General features: G+C 69.0%; 13 protein-coding genes and 1 pseudogene. 13 read left to right on the top strand and 1 reads right to left on the bottom strand.

Annotation, left to right across the window (positions count from 1 at the left end):
• Positions 1–38 precede the first annotated feature (38 nt).
• The 9 genes from OQF70_RS13200 to OQF70_RS13160 all read left to right on the top strand — a co-directional run bounded on the left by OQF70_RS13200 (position 39) and on the right by OQF70_RS13160 (position 9,399).
• The gene (locus tag OQF70_RS13200) at positions 39–395 is read left to right on the top strand and encodes a hypothetical protein (RefSeq protein ID WP_280538171.1); all 357 of its coding nucleotides are present in this window, start codon (positions 39–41) and stop codon (positions 393–395) included.
• A complete protein-coding gene (locus OQF70_RS13195; RefSeq protein ID WP_280538169.1) occupies positions 385–924 on the top strand; it encodes a hypothetical protein in 540 nt (179 codons plus the stop codon). Before OQF70_RS13200 ends, OQF70_RS13195 begins: the two co-directional genes overlap by 11 nt.
• 116 nt (positions 925–1,040) lie before the next feature.
• A complete protein-coding gene (locus OQF70_RS13190) occupies positions 1,041–1,700 on the top strand; it encodes a hypothetical protein (RefSeq protein WP_280538168.1) in 660 nt (219 codons plus the stop codon).
• Entirely contained in the window at positions 1,693–2,169 is a 477-nt protein-coding gene (locus OQF70_RS13185) for a hypothetical protein (protein WP_280538166.1), read from the top strand. The genes OQF70_RS13190 and OQF70_RS13185 overlap by 8 nt, the downstream gene beginning before the upstream one ends.
• A 154-nt stretch (positions 2,170–2,323) precedes the next feature.
• On the top strand, positions 2,324–2,923 hold the full coding sequence (locus OQF70_RS13180) for a hypothetical protein (protein ID WP_280538164.1): 600 nt from the start codon (positions 2,324–2,326) through the stop codon (positions 2,921–2,923).
• Between the two features lie 143 nt (positions 2,924–3,066).
• The gene (locus OQF70_RS13175) at positions 3,067–3,939 is read left to right on the top strand and encodes a transcriptional regulator (RefSeq protein ID WP_280538162.1); all 873 of its coding nucleotides are present in this window, start codon (positions 3,067–3,069) and stop codon (positions 3,937–3,939) included.
• Between the two features lie 226 nt (positions 3,940–4,165).
• Positions 4,166–6,655 carry a DNA mismatch repair endonuclease MutL gene (gene mutL / locus OQF70_RS13170; protein WP_280538160.1) on the top strand — a complete coding sequence of 830 codons (2,490 nt, stop codon included), beginning with the start codon at positions 4,166–4,168 and terminating at the stop codon, positions 6,653–6,655.
• A gap of 121 nt (positions 6,656–6,776) precedes the next feature.
• Positions 6,777–7,793: a sugar kinase gene (locus tag OQF70_RS13165; RefSeq protein WP_280538158.1), complete on the top strand. Its 1,017-nt coding sequence runs from the start codon at positions 6,777–6,779 to the stop codon at positions 7,791–7,793.
• Positions 7,794–7,977: 184 nt separating this feature from the next.
• Positions 7,978–9,399 (top strand): NAD(P)/FAD-dependent oxidoreductase, encoded by a 1,422-nt coding sequence (locus OQF70_RS13160; protein ID WP_280538156.1) that lies wholly within the window; start codon positions 7,978–7,980, stop codon positions 9,397–9,399.
• A gap of 82 nt (positions 9,400–9,481) precedes the next feature.
• Here the strand turns inward: OQF70_RS13160 and OQF70_RS13155 are convergent, their stop codons facing one another.
• Positions 9,482–10,768: a hemolysin family protein gene (locus tag OQF70_RS13155; protein WP_280538154.1), complete on the bottom strand. Its 1,287-nt coding sequence runs from the start codon at positions 10,766–10,768 to the stop codon at positions 9,482–9,484.
• 378 nt (positions 10,769–11,146) lie between these two features.
• Between OQF70_RS13155 and OQF70_RS13150 the strand changes: the two genes are divergently transcribed.
• The 4 genes and pseudogenes from OQF70_RS13150 to OQF70_RS13135 all read left to right on the top strand — a co-directional run.
• Positions 11,147–11,662 carry an archaellin/type IV pilin N-terminal domain-containing protein gene (locus OQF70_RS13150; RefSeq protein ID WP_321169499.1) on the top strand — a complete coding sequence of 172 codons (516 nt, stop codon included), beginning with the start codon at positions 11,147–11,149 and terminating at the stop codon, positions 11,660–11,662.
• Positions 11,662–12,252 carry an archaellin/type IV pilin N-terminal domain-containing protein gene (locus tag OQF70_RS13145; protein WP_280538150.1) on the top strand — a complete coding sequence of 197 codons (591 nt, stop codon included), beginning with the start codon at positions 11,662–11,664 and terminating at the stop codon, positions 12,250–12,252. The genes OQF70_RS13150 and OQF70_RS13145 overlap by 1 nt, the downstream gene beginning before the upstream one ends.
• Before the next feature lie 47 nt (positions 12,253–12,299).
• The gene (locus OQF70_RS13140; protein ID WP_280538148.1) at positions 12,300–13,388 is read left to right on the top strand and encodes a hypothetical protein; all 1,089 of its coding nucleotides are present in this window, start codon (positions 12,300–12,302) and stop codon (positions 13,386–13,388) included.
• A gap of 121 nt (positions 13,389–13,509) precedes the next feature.
• A pseudogene (locus OQF70_RS13135) lies at positions 13,510–13,804 on the top strand (flagella accessory C family protein); the annotation flags it as partial.

The following is a 13,804-nucleotide window of genomic DNA, read 5'->3' as shown; positions in this document are numbered from 1 at the left end:
ACCGAGTTCTACTCTAGTCGTTGAGCCGGCAGCGTCAGATGTGTTTTATTGTCAGGATCGGTACGGGCGGAACGGGTGGCGGGCTATCGGGGACGGCGGGCGGCGTCGCCCGCCTGCGACTGGCGGTCGACCACGACGAGCGGGACCTGGGAACGGGCCCGTTTCGGATCGCCATCGAGACGGCGAACCCGGCCGCGGTCGAGCGGGCGGTTCGACGGACCGGTGACCGAGCAGCCACCACAGACCCCGAATCGGAACCCATCCTGGCGATCGACCGGCGGCAGTTCGCCGGCGACGACCACGAAAGCGTCGTGGCGACCGTCGAGGGTGATCGGGAGGGATACCTGCTCGTCCGCACCGTCGATCTGGAACTGGAGGTGGCGTATGGGACGTGATCCGTCGATCGGGATCGGGTCACGGAGCGGGTCGGGGGCGGAACGGGGCAGACACCGCGGATCGAGACCGATCCGGGCCCGCGCCGTGACGCCGGTTGCGGGCAAACTCCTCGAGGTCGGTGTCGTCGTGCTGTTCGTAGCAACGCTGTCGACGGCCCTCTACGGGGGCGTCGTCCCGGAGTACCGGTCGGCGGTCGCCGAGGAGATCGGCGACCGAACGCTGACCGCGGCCGACCATACGGTCACGTCGGCGGTTCCACCGGCATCAGGGACGTCGACGGTCCGATCGGCGACGACGCGGACGACGGTCGACCTTCCGGAGACGATCCGGGGTGAGTCCTACCGGGTCAGGTTTGCGGACGGCGTGCTCACGCTCGAACATCCACATCCAGCCGTCGGAGACCGACGACGGCTTGCGTTCCCGACGGAGCCGTCAGGGACACCGAGCACCTGGCGAAGCGACGCGCGGACGATCGTGGTTGTCCAGCGGGATGAGGAGGGGTTGACCGTGGAGCTGGTGAACCGATGACCTGGCGATCGACGACGCCGATGGGCGGGCGATCGACGACACCGATAGCCGGGCCACCGAACCGGGGGACTGGAGGGGGGAATCGTTCTCGATCCCGAAGCCGTGCACAGGCGGCGTTGCCGGCGCTCGCCGTCGCGATCGTGATCCTGGCGTCGGCGACCGTCCTCGCCGTCACGATCGCCGACGACGCCCGAACCGCCGCGGAACGCGACGTCGCGAGCCGGGGACTGGCGGTCACGGTCGCCGACACCCTCGTCGATCCGGAGGGGCCGACGACGCGGCGCCGGACCGTGCTCGACCGGAACGCAACGCTGGCGATCTCGATCACGGCGATCGAGGACGCCGTTCCGGCGGTTCGTGACCGAGCGATCCGGATCCGCCTCGCCGGCGATGCGATCGCGGACTGGACGGTCGAGGACCGGACGATCCTGGAACGGGGGTCGGTCCGTGGAGGGACGACCGCGAGCCGGATCGCGCTGCTTGCACGCTCGGAAACCCGAACCGATCGGATCACCGTCGATCCGGCGGCGGAACGAGCGCTGCCCGCGACCGCGCGACGCCTCACGGTCGAGGCTCGCTCGGGGAACGTCACCACGGTTCGGGTCGACGATCGGGTAGTGCTGTATCGCCCGAACGGGATCCGGGGATCGACGACGATCGACCTGCCGCGGCAGGGCACCGACCGGCTCGTCCTCGAGGGGACCGGCGTGGTCGAACTGCGGGTCGAACGGGAACGACGGACGCCGATCGTCATCACGGTGACCGTCGATGCGTAGCTGCGAACGGGGCGGGAGCGATCCCACCGTGGTCCTCGATGCCGGTCGACCGGGGACGCGCGGTCAACTCTCGCTGTCGGCCATCGAGGCGGCGATCGGCGTGACGTTCGTGCTGGCGATCGCGACTTCGTTCGCGGTCGCGCCCGCGGATCCCGGCGTGGCCACCGCGGACCTCGATGCCTCGGCGACCGACGTCGCGACGGTGCTCGCGAACGAGGGGCGCGCGGGGTTCGGCGACGGGACCGCGGCCGGGCGACCGCTTCCCGCGGCGATCGCGACCGCGGAGACGTTCGCGGCCGAGCGCGACGCGATCGACGCTCGCGCCGAGGCGCTCGTTCCCGACCGGCTCCAGTACCACGTGGAAACGCCTCACGGAGACGTCGGGATCACGCCGCCGCCCGACGCCACCGTCGGCCGATCGGCGATAGCCACCCGAAACGGCCGGATCGTCGTGGCGGTGTGGCGATGAGGCGTCACCGCGGTGGGCGGCTGGCGGTGATGCGTCTCGGACGGCTCGCGGTGAGGCGCCCGAGACGGCTCGCGGTGAGACGTTCGGGCCGACTCGCGGTGAGGCACGACGAACGGCGATCGCCGGATCCGCGACACGGTGACGGGGGTGAGCGATGACCCTACCCCGAACGGGGCGATCGGGCTCGGGCGGCCACGACCGCGGCCAGCTCGTCCTGCTCGCGGCGGTGACGCTCGCGCTGGCGCTCGTGCCGCTGTCGCTCGCGTATCTACAGCTCGGGTATGCGGGCGACATCGACGGCGAACCGGCCGTCGAAACGACCGGGACATCGGGGGCCGCCGGCGGAGCGGGGCCCGAAAGCGGAACCGGATCGTCGGTCATCGAGACGATCGATCGGACGGTTACGGTCCGGGAGGGCGACATCGCCGGAGCCTACGAGTGGAGCGCCCGCGACGCGGCGGTGTCCGCGTACCGCGACGGCCTCGACGCCGATCTCGACGTGATCGAGGGGGCATCCCTCGAGGACGGGACGGTACTCGCCGTCACGGTCGCACCCGCCGTCGCAACGTCGCGTGCCGAGTCAGCGTGCCCGGGCGGCCCGAACCGCGTCTTCGGCGCCTGCGAGGCGGATCGCGGCGTCGTCGTGCAAGACCGCGCGGGGACCACGACGATCGTGGCGGTCGCGCTCGAGATCCGCATCCGCCGGGCGGGAACGAGGACCACGATGACGATCGTCGCAACGCCGTGGGCGTGACGGCGTGCGGAGGCGGGCACGGTCGACGGCGTCCCGAACCGGTCGTGGAAACCCGCCTCGAGAACGCCGATCGAGGCGCCGATCGAGGGGACGTCTCGCCCGTGGCGACACGTATTTGAGGACCTTTGCCGAACACGCGACCGATGCCGAGCGAGGACGCACACGAGGACGTCCGCTATCTCGCGGGGTCGCCCGGACGGATCGCGATACTCCGGGCGATCCGCGAGGAGCCGCTGCGCCCGGCGGCGATCACGCGACGCGTCGAGTCGACGCGAACGACGGTCCAACGCGTGCTTGCGGGGTTTCGGGAGCGCCGATGGGTGGTCGAACGGGACGCGACCTACCGGCTGACCGCGACCGGCGAACGGGTGTGTGACGCCTACGAGAACCTGCTTGACGCGACCGCGCGAGCGCGAGAGTTCGCGCCGTTCGCCGCCAACGCCGAACCGATCGCCACGGAGCTGCCGTCGGCGGCCTTCGAGCACGGATCCCTGACGGTGGCCTCGGCCCAGGACCCGTTGGCGCCGGTCGACCGGCTGATCGATCGGTTCGGGGAGACCGAAGACGCCGCCGTCAGGAGCGTCTCGCCCATCGTCTCGCGGACGTTCAACGAGGCCGCGATGGAGCTGCTCGGGCGGGAGACGAGCATCCAGCTCGTGATAGACGAACGCGTCCTCGAGACGTCGACCGAGTCGTTTCCCGAGGCGTTCAAGCGGGCGCTCGACCGCTGTGACGTGTCGGTACGCGTCCATCCCGATCCGCTGCCGGTCGGCCTGTTCACCGACCGCGAAGGGCCACGGACGTGTCTGATGGCCTACGACGACCAGAACACGCCACGGGCCCTGTTCGAGTGTACCGACGAATCGGTCCACGAGTGGGTGCTCGCGTGGTTCGATCGCGTCCAGGATCGATCACGGCCGCTCGAGGACGTGATCGACGACGACGGCAGCGATCCGACCGGACGAGACGGCATGGATGCCGATGCCGATGTCGGGGATGAAGCGGACGTCGCGTGAACGCGCCGCCGATCGCGGGATTGCGGCGTGGTAGGGCGGCAGGAGGGCCGGGTCGTCAGACGGCGGCATCGCGAGCATCGCCGGTCGCTCGCGAGTCACGATTGGCGCGTCGGCGACCTATATGTATCCGCTGTCGGCTGTCTCACACCCGAGTTGGTGTTACCGACCCTGTAACAGCGGCGGTGCGACCGCACGTTCAAGTGGACCGCCCGCCGACGAGGGATGTATGAATGAGGGCGAACCCGGAACGGGGTCCGCGAGCGGCTCCGACGCGTCGTCGATCCGACACCTCGACGAGCGGACGGTACAGCGGATCGCCGCCGGCGAGGTCGTCGAACGGCCGGCGTCGGTGGTCAAGGAGCTCGTTGAGAACGCCCTGGACGCCGGTGCGGACCGGATCTCGGTGTCGGTGACCGATGGGGGAACTTCCCGAATTCGGGTGCGCGATGACGGCGTCGGCATTCCACCGGCGCAACTGCCCGACGCCGTCGCCGAACACGCGACCTCGAAGATCGCCGACATCGAGGACCTCGATTCGGGGGTCGGAACGCTCGGGTTCCGGGGCGAGGCGCTGTACACGATCGGCGCGGTCTCCCGGCTGACCGTCAGGTCGCGACCCCGGCCGGACGCGCACGACTCGAGCGTGCGCAACGAGGAGGGGGAAGGGGGAAGAACCGACGTCGACCTCGCGCCGGATGCGGGGGCGGAGCTGACCGTCGAGGGTGGCGAGATCGGCGCGGTTCAGCCGGCCGGCTGTCCGGTCGGAACGACCGTGGAGGTCGCGGATCTGTTCTTCAACACGCCGGCCCGGCGGAAGTTCCTCAAGACGGACGCCACGGAGTTCGACCACGTCAATCGGGTCGTCACGCAGTACGCGCTCGCGAACCCCGACGTCGCGGTGTCGCTCGAACACGACGGCCGGGAGACGTTCGCCACCCAGGGGAACGGCGACCTCGAGAGCGCGGTGCTCGCGGTCTACGGCCGCGACGTCGCCACGTCGATGATCCCCGTCGAGTACACGGTGGACGACGAGACGCCGGGGGGCGGCGAAGCCGGATCCCCGTCCCCCCTGGCCGGCACGCCGGTCGAGCGCGTGCACGGGCTCGTCTCGCACCCGGAGACGACGCGGGCGAACCGGGAGTATCTCTCGACGTTCGTCAACGACCGCTACGTGACCGCGAGCATCCTGCGAAACGCGGTCGTCGACGCCTACGGCGGCCAGCTCGCGCCGGATCGGTATCCCTTCGCCGTCCTGTTCGTCGATCTCCCGGCCGGGACGGTGGACGTGAACGTGCATCCTCGCAAGCTCGAGATCCGGTTCGACGAGCCGGCGGCGGTGCGTGAAACCGTCTCGGCGGCGGTCGAGTCGGCCCTCCTCGACCACGGCGTGATCCGGTCGACGGCACCCCGTGGTCGATCGGCGCCCGCGGAGACGAGCGTGTCACCGGGCGAGGGCGCGTCCGCCGACGAGGAGGCGGTCGGCGGCGCCGGAACCCGACACGAGCAGGTTGCGGACGCTGCGGGAGGCGCGGACGCTGCGGGAGACGCGGACGCGACGGAGGCGAACGCGACGGACGACCCTGACGGTGCGGACGGTGGTGGGGTGAGCGAGGTCTCCCCGACGGACGGGGACGCCTGGTCCGTCTCCGGACTCGGCGACTCCGACCCGACGTCCAGGCCCGAATCCGGAACGATGACGGATGACACGTCGATCGACGCCGACGCCGCGACCGTCTCGCCGTCACCGAGGCGGTGGCAATCGGACGAGGACGGAGCCGCGTCAGGGGACGTCGGGGACGAGACGAACACGACGAAAAGCGAGACGCCCGCGGAGACGGAAACGAACGCCGGGGCGACCGAACCGGACCGAACCGATTCGGTCGGGACGCCCGACAGGACGGACCGCGATTCGGGCTCGATCCGTGCGCCGACCGACCAGGGGACGCTCCCGGGTGCCGGGGACGACTCCGCGGGATCGACCGCTGATCCCGCGGCCGCTGATCCCGCGGCCGCTGATCCCGCGTCCACTAATCCCGCGACCACTGAAGCGGGCGAGACGGGACCGATCGGTGGAACGACCGCCGTCGAGCGGGCCTACGACTCGCTGCCGCGGCTGCGGATACTCGGCCAGCATCGGGAGACGTACGTGGTCGCGGAGTCCCCCGAGGGATTGGTACTCATCGATCAACACGCGGCCGACGAGCGCGTCAACTACGAGCGGCTCCAGGACGTGTTCGCCGACGGCGCCCCCGCCCAGGCGCTCGCGGAGCCGGTGTCGATCGAGGTGACCGCCCGGGAGGCGGCGCTGTTCGAGGAGTTCCTCGGCGACCTTGACGAGGTCGGGTTCCGTGCCGAGCGGGCCGGCGATCGGGAGATCGTCGTCGAGGCGGTGCCCGCAGTCTTCGACGCGACCCTCGATCCGGAACTCCTCCGGGACGTGCTCGGATCGCTGGTCGACGAGACCACTGCGGACGATGCGCCCGTCAGCGACGTGGTCGACGAGCTGCTCGCGGATCTCGCGTGTTACCCGTCCGTGACCGGCAACACGTCGCTGACCGAGGGGTCGATCGTCGAGCTGCTCGCGGCGCTCGACGACTGTGTGAACCCCTACGCGTGCCCGCACGGCCGGCCCGTGATCATCGCGTTCGACGACGGGGAGATCGCCGACCGGTTCGAGCGGGACTATCCCGGCCATACGGGGCGTCGACGGGAGTAGCGGAGCGCCGGGTGATCGTGCGGGCGCCGCCGACCCGCAGATCGTGGGGAATAAGTGACAATCTGGAGACATCATCGGCCGTATCACCTATATAGCCGGCTTCTGAGTGACTCGGTATGGAGTGGGAGCGGTGACGGATCTGGTGACGTTCGGGGAGACGACGGTCCGACTCTCGCCGCCGCGTGGCGATCGGCTCGAAACGGCCCCGTCCCTGGACGTCCGGGTGAGCGGACCGGAAAGCAACGTCGCGATCGGGGCTGCCCGGCTCGGCGTCGACGCAGCCTGGCTCTCGAAGCTGCCTGACTCGGCGCTTGGACGCCGGGTCGTCGCGGCGCTTCGTGGCCACGGCGTCCGGACCGGCGTCGCCTGGGCGGACGGCAACGCCGACACCGACCGCGTCGGGACGGTGTATGATGATCGTGGCGCGAACGCGCGCGTGACCGCGGCGATCGACGACCGTGATGGGTCCGCGTTCACCACGATCACCCCGGCGGAGCTGCCAGGCGGCGTGGTGGAGTCGACCGACCGGTTTCACACGAGCGGCGCGACGCTTGCTGCCTCGGACCGGGCGCGCTCGACCGCGCTCGACCTGCTCGCCACCGCCGGCGAGGCGGGCGTTCGACGGTCGTTCGCGCTCCGCCACCGGAGCCGATCAACGGGTGGGGACCAGCGAAACCGACCGACGGGGAACGACCGGAACGGCGGAGCCGAACCGGCTGCCGACGTCTACCGGGAAGCGTTCGACCACGTGGACACGCTGTTCGTGTCGCGACACGAGGCCCGAACGGTGTTGTCGTGTGAGGGCGATGCGGTCGAGATCGTCCACTCGCTGCGCACCGAGTTCGACCTCGAGACCGTCGTCCTCACGCGCGAGGGGGCGGGCGCGGTCGCGATCGCCGCGGGATCGGTCCACGAGGGACCCGCAATCGACGGCACCCATCGCGACCCCGCCGGCACCGAGGACGCGTTCGTCGCGGGGTTCCTGGCGGAACGGATCGCGGGCGGCGACGTCCCGGACGCGCTCGAGCGGGGCGAAGCCACCGCGGCGGTGACCGGCCGGATCGACGGCGGAACGGCGATCGTCACCGGCGAGGAGGTCGACGCCGTGATTGCGGACCACGACGCGCGGGAGCGATGAGTCAACGTCGGCGACGGTGACCGGACCGAGTCACGGTGGACAACGACCACGGTCGCAGTGATAACCGATCACGGTCGCAGTGATAACGGATCACAGTCGCAGTGAAAACCGACCACGGTCGCAGTGAAAACCGACCACGGTCGCGGTGGACAACGCTTACTACCGCCCGAGCGCGAGGATCGGTATGCACGTAGTCGTGATCGGCGCGTACGGGAGCGCCGGCGCCGCAGTCGCGGAGGGACTTGCCCCCGCCGTCGGAACGCGGATCGACCAGCTCACGCTCATCGACGACGGCGAGCCCGGCGGGGGACTCTGTATCCTCGAGGGATGTATGCCCTCGAAGGAGCTCCTCTCGGCGGCCGGCCACCGGTTCCAGGGGCGGGTCGACGACCGGCTGACCGGCGACCCACACGGGCTCGATCTCGACCGGATCGTCGCGGAGAAGAACGACCGGACGCGCGGCTGGGCCGGCCACCGACGCGAGTCGATCCACGAGATCGCCGACGACGAGAACGCGGAGTTCATCCACGCCCCCGCGACGTTCGTCGACGATCACACGATCGAGGTGGACGGCCGCACGATCGAGGCGGACTACGTCGTGATCGCCACCGGATCGGTGCCGAACGTTCCGGACATCCCGGGCCTCGAGGAGGCGGGGTACCACACGAGCAAGGACCTGCTGCACGCGACCGAGCTGCCGGAGTCGGCGGTCCTGCTCGGGTTCGGCTACGTCGGCCTGGAGATGGCGCCGTACCTGGCGGAGGCCGGCGTCGATCTCACCGTGATCGAACACGACGAGCGCCCGATCGACGAGGCCGACCCCGAGTTCGGCGACGCGCTCCTCGACATCTACCGCGAGGAGTTCGACATCGACATCCGGACGGCGGTCTTCGAGGAGCGCGTCACGGAGACCGACGACGGGATCCGCCTCGATCTGGTCGACGCCGACGGGAACGCGGGCCCCGACCCGGTCGAGGCCGAGTCGATCTTCTGTTTCACCGGTCGGGTGCCGAACCTCGACCGGCTCGGGCTCGAGCACACGTCGCTGTCGCCGGCGGACGACTGGATCGACGCGACGATGCGGCCCCCGAACGACGACCGAACCTTCGTGGTCGGCGACGCCAACGGCCGCGAGCCGATCCTCCACGTCGCCAAGGAGCAGGGGTATCAAACGGCGGAGAACGTCCTCGCGCACGCACGCGGCGAGCCGATCGAACCGTACGGAAACGTCCACCACCACGTGATCTTCTCGGGCGCCGCGGTCTACCCGTTCGCCCGGGTCGGCCACACTCCCCGGTCGGCCGTCGAGGCCGGCCACTCGATCGTCACGGCGACCCGGCAGGCCAGCGACGACGGCGTCTTCAAGTCCAAGGACGTGCCCCACGGGCTGGGCCGGCTCGTCGTCGACGCCGACGACGGAACGGTGCTCGGCTGGCAGGGCCTCCACCACCATGCCGACGTGATGGCGAAGACGCTCCAGCTCGCCGTCGAGATGGAACTCGACGTCCGGGAGATCCCCGACCGCGCGTACCACCCCACGACGCCGGAGACCCTCGACGGCCTGATCCGCGAGTGCGCCGCGGGCGTGACGGACGACGCGGAGTAACGGGCGACTCGGAGTAGCGGCGGCGAGAATCGCGGCGGAACCGAAGACGCGGACGACCCGGAGGCGTCGACGCCGTGTCGACCTATGTCTCCGACTCATCGTGTGTCGACCCAGCTGGGGCTGCGTCGTCACGCCGCACGCGGACCTGCTCGATGCGGTTCCGGTCGGTCGCCTCGACGGCGATCGACACGCTGGCCTCGGGAACCGCCACGACGTCGCCGACCTCGCCGAGCCGGCCCAGACGGGCGGTGACGAGTCCGGCGATCGTCTCGTAATCGCCGGCGCGCGGGAGTTCGATCCCGAGGGCGTCGTTCACCTCGCCGACGGTCACCTCGCCGTTGACGAGCAGGCCGTCGTCGGTGTGGCGCAGGCTGCGCGGCTCGCCGACCTCCGCGATCTCGCCGACGATCTCCTCGAGGACGTCCTCGATCGTGACGATCCCCTCGGTCTCGCCGTACTCGTTGACCACGACGGCCATCGGGGAACGCCGGGTCTGGAGTTCGGCGAGGAGCGCGTCGACGCGCCGGGAATCGGGCACGATGACCGGCTCGCGGAGGACGTCCGCGAGCGACAGCCCCTCCCGGAGCGCGCGCTCGGCGTCGCGGACGTCGACGATCCCGACCACGTCGTCGAGGGAATCACGGTACACGGGTACCCGCGTGACGCGCTCGTCGGCGCACAGGCCGACGATCGCCGAAAGCGACGCGGTCTCGGCCACCGCGATCACGTTCGGGCGGGGGACGAGTACCTCGCGGACGCTCGTCGTCTCCAGGTCGAAGACGCCCTGCACCATCCGGCGTTCGCGGTCGTCGATCGCGCCGACGTCCTCGCCGGTGGCGATCAGCCGCTCGAGTTCGGCCCGGGTGAGCTCGGTCGCGGCGGCGGGTTGCGATCCCGTCAGCCGGTCGAGCACTGAGACGACGCCCTCGAAGACGGTCACCACCGGGGAGATGACGCGCTCGAAGACGGCGATCGGGCGGGCGACCAGGAGGGCGATGCGCTCGGCGTTGGCGACCCCGTAGGATTTAGGAGCGATCTCGCCGACGACCAGTATCAATACCGACATCGCGGCGGTGGCGATCGTGACGCCCGCACCGGGGCCGTAGGCGGCCGCCAGGGTGGCCGTCGCCAGGCTGGCCATCGTGATGTTGACCACGTTGTTGCCCACCAGGATCGTCACGAGCAGCCGATGCGGGTCCTCGCGCAGCCGCGCCAGGGCGGCGCCGTCGGGGTCCGGCCCCGACGCCAGCGCCGCGATCCGGTGGCGCTCCAGCGAGAAGATCGCGATCTCGCTGGCCGAGAAGAACGCGCTACAGCACAACAAGACGGCGATCACGCCCCCCGCCACCGCCATCGAATCGAGGATCATACCGATCCAACGACGCCGGGGTGAAATATAAACGGGGCTGAGCGAGCGATGGGTTCCCAACCGAAGGAGGGCCGAAACAGACCGGGAAGCGTGGATCGGAACCGATCGGGAACGACGGGGCGGAAACGAGTCCCGCATCGATCCGGCGTCACGCGGCCTCAGGATCGATATCTCGCGCCCCCCGAAACGAGCCCGAACGACGCCGATCCAGGGTCGGAGCCGACCCCAAACCGCACGACTGCAGTTTATTATCACGTATGAAAATCGGGGACGAGGGTTTATGCGGGGTGTCTCCCTCGTGGCGAGTATGTCCGTGCGGAGACCACGGGCGTAGACACAATGTTCGAACGCATAACGGAAGACGAGGAACGCGGGCAGGTGGGGATCGGCACCCTCATCGTGTTCATCGCGATGGTGCTCGTGGCCGCGATCGCCGCGGGCGTGCTCATCAACACCGCCGGCTTCCTCCAAGAGCAGTCCGAAGCAACGGGCGAGGAAAGTACCCAGCAGGTCACCGATCGAGTCCAGGTGATCGGAACGGTTGGAGAAGATACTGATACTGATGGTACCAGCAATTTAGACACCTTCAACTTCACCGTCACTAAGAGTCCCGGATCGAGTGAAATCGAACTCACCGATGCAACAGTGCAGATCATCGATCCCAGTGGTTCATCAACGACACAACTTGCAAGCGGAGACGTATACGGTGTCGGTGATAATTCGGGAACCGCACTCACCAGCGATAACGATCGCCTGAAGATCCAACTCTCCTCTGCCACACTCACCGAAGGACAGGAAGCGACGTTCCACTTCACGACGGCATCCGGAGCAACGACGACGGTCACCGTGCGTGCACCGGACAGCTTCGACGACGGGGATACGGTGTTCCTGTAATGTTCGAGTTCATCACTGACGCCGACGAGGAACGCGGGCAGGTGGGGATCGGCACCCTCATCGTGTTCATCGCGATGGTTCTCGTAGCCGCGATCGCTGCGGGCGTGCTCATCAACACCGCCGGCTTCCTCCAGGAACAGTCCGAGGCAACGGGCGAGGAAAGTACCCAACAGGTCACCGACCGGATACAGGTGTTCAATTCAGTCGGGGATCATGACGGAAGTAACGTGAACACCGCAAAGATATCGATCACGAAGAGCCCGGGAGCAAACGACATCAACCTCTCAGAGACGACGATCGATCTCGTCGGAAGCAACGGCGGAACGACGCTTGGATATAGCGATAGTGGTGCGGACGGATCGAACTTCACTACGACCGAGATAACGGGTAGTGGCGACAACATACTCTCCGACGAACAACAGTACCAGATCGTACTCGATCTGCAGAACATCGAAGCAGTCAACGACGCCAGTACTGGACTCTCAACGGGTAACACAGTAGAACTCAGGGTTACCACACCCTCGGGCGCCGTGACTGCCGTCGAACTGCGCGCACCCGAGTCGCTCTCGGGTAACGCCGTCGAACTGTAGCGCGACCACCCGTTTTATTACGTTTTTACACGGACCCCACAACACGAATGACCGACGACGGCTCCGCGTTCACCCCGGACGATCTCGACTTCACGCGCGACGAGCGCGTCACCGAGATCGACGACGGGCGGTACGTCGTGTCGGCCGGCGAGGGTCCGCCGCGGGTCCCCGAGAACGAGGAGTCGCTCGCGGACCTGCTCGGCGACGCCGCCGACGGCGAGACGAGCCCGGACGCGGACGCCGCACGCGACGACGCCGCGGGAGCGACGACGACCGACGCGACCGAGCGCGACCAGTCGCGGGACGTGGTGACCTCCCAGGACGTGAGTCGCTGGCTGGCGACCTCCTTTTCCGAGGACGGCTTCGCGTACGGGTTCGACGCGACCCTCTCGGTCGACGACGAGGTGGTTCGCCACCGGATGGTCTCGAACGACGTGACCGCCGCCTTCGAGACGCTGCTCACGTGGTTCACCCGACACGCGGCCAGCGAGGCGCCGCCCGACGAGGCGCTCGGCATCCTGGTCGCCGCCGCCGAGCTGCCGGTGCAGTACCCGCCGGGCACGCTCGAGCGGTACCTGGACCGCCACGACCTCTCGCCGGAGGACTCGATCGGCGAGCTGCTGCGGGTCGCGGAGGCCCACGGCGGCCTCCGGATCGACACCGGCGATGGGTCGGCGGCGGCCGCCGACGTAACCGACGAGGACGCCGACCCCGGCACGAACACTGGAACCGACGCGAACGCCGAGCGCGACGAGACGGCGACCAGCCGGCACACGGCCGGGGATGGAGACCGGAGCCGCGGAGACCGCAGTCGGAACGGACCCGCCCACGCTGGCGATCGCGTCGACGATCGCACGCACGGTGTCGATGAAGCCTCGACCCGAAGTGCTGACGGGTCGACCGGATCTGACGACCGCGTTCCGGGATTCGACGGCACACCTGGAACGAGCAGCCGGACCGGAGAGGCCGAATCGGGCTCCAGTCCGAGTGCGGACCCGGATGCCGATCCACACACGGATCCGACCGCCGACCGACAAACCGACACGGACGCCGAGTCGAAGGTCACTCCCGACGACGGAACTGAGGACGGCGGATCGTGGAACTGGGTCGGGTCGGACATCGATACCGCCGAGTGAGGCCGATCGACGGTGGCTGGCCGGCTTGCAAGGAACATCTTATCAATTAACCAACCATATAGAATCAAATTTGATAATGACAGAGGTACATTGAAGTGGTGGACGGCCGTTTGCACGCACAATGGCGCTCGAAACATCAGTCTGGGCCCTACCGACGGTCGCGGGGGGGACCGTGCTTGGGCTCATCGGAGCCGGCTTTTTGGACCGACTCCGCGATGACGAGGCCAGCGAATCGGGGGGGACCGATCCGTTGTCCGACGACGCCGGCTATGGCGGCGGGGGCGACGGGTTGAGCGGCGACGGGTTCGGCGGGGGAACCGACCTGGAGGCGGAACTCGGCGGCGGAGCCGCCGGCGACGGCGGAACGGGGGGGAACGGGCTCGGAGGCGGTGGTTTGGTGGGGGGGGGGTCCGGTG

It is taken from the genome of Halopenitus sp. POP-27 (assembly GCF_029889855.1).
Taxonomy (GTDB): Archaea; Halobacteriota; Halobacteria; order Halobacteriales; family Haloferacaceae; genus Halopenitus; species Halopenitus malekzadehii.
This window is presented reverse-complemented; position numbering and strand designations above follow the sequence as displayed.

What these genes read in the sequence shown, in the direction of transcription:
- OQF70_RS13200 (WP_280538171.1), top strand. Translation starts at nt 39, where the DNA reads ATGTGTTTTATTGTCAGGATCGGTACGGGCGGAACGGGTGGCGGGCTA.
- OQF70_RS13195 (WP_280538169.1), top strand. Translation starts at nt 385, where the DNA reads ATGGGACGTGATCCGTCGATCGGGATCGGGTCACGGAGCGGGTCGGGG.
- OQF70_RS13185 (WP_280538166.1), top strand. Translation starts at nt 1,693, where the DNA reads ATGCGTAGCTGCGAACGGGGCGGGAGCGATCCCACCGTGGTCCTCGAT.
- OQF70_RS13180 (WP_280538164.1), top strand. Translation starts at nt 2,324, where the DNA reads ATGACCCTACCCCGAACGGGGCGATCGGGCTCGGGCGGCCACGACCGC.
- OQF70_RS13175 (WP_280538162.1), top strand. Translation starts at nt 3,067, where the DNA reads ATGCCGAGCGAGGACGCACACGAGGACGTCCGCTATCTCGCGGGGTCG.
- mutL (WP_280538160.1), top strand. Translation starts at nt 4,166, where the DNA reads ATGAATGAGGGCGAACCCGGAACGGGGTCCGCGAGCGGCTCCGACGCG.
- OQF70_RS13160 (WP_280538156.1), top strand. Translation starts at nt 7,978, where the DNA reads ATGCACGTAGTCGTGATCGGCGCGTACGGGAGCGCCGGCGCCGCAGTC.
- OQF70_RS13155 (WP_280538154.1), bottom strand. Translation starts at nt 10,768, where the DNA reads ATGATCCTCGATTCGATGGCGGTGGCGGGGGGCGTGATCGCCGTCTTG.
- OQF70_RS13145 (WP_280538150.1), top strand. Translation starts at nt 11,662, where the DNA reads ATGTTCGAGTTCATCACTGACGCCGACGAGGAACGCGGGCAGGTGGGG.
- OQF70_RS13140 (WP_280538148.1), top strand. Translation starts at nt 12,300, where the DNA reads ATGACCGACGACGGCTCCGCGTTCACCCCGGACGATCTCGACTTCACG.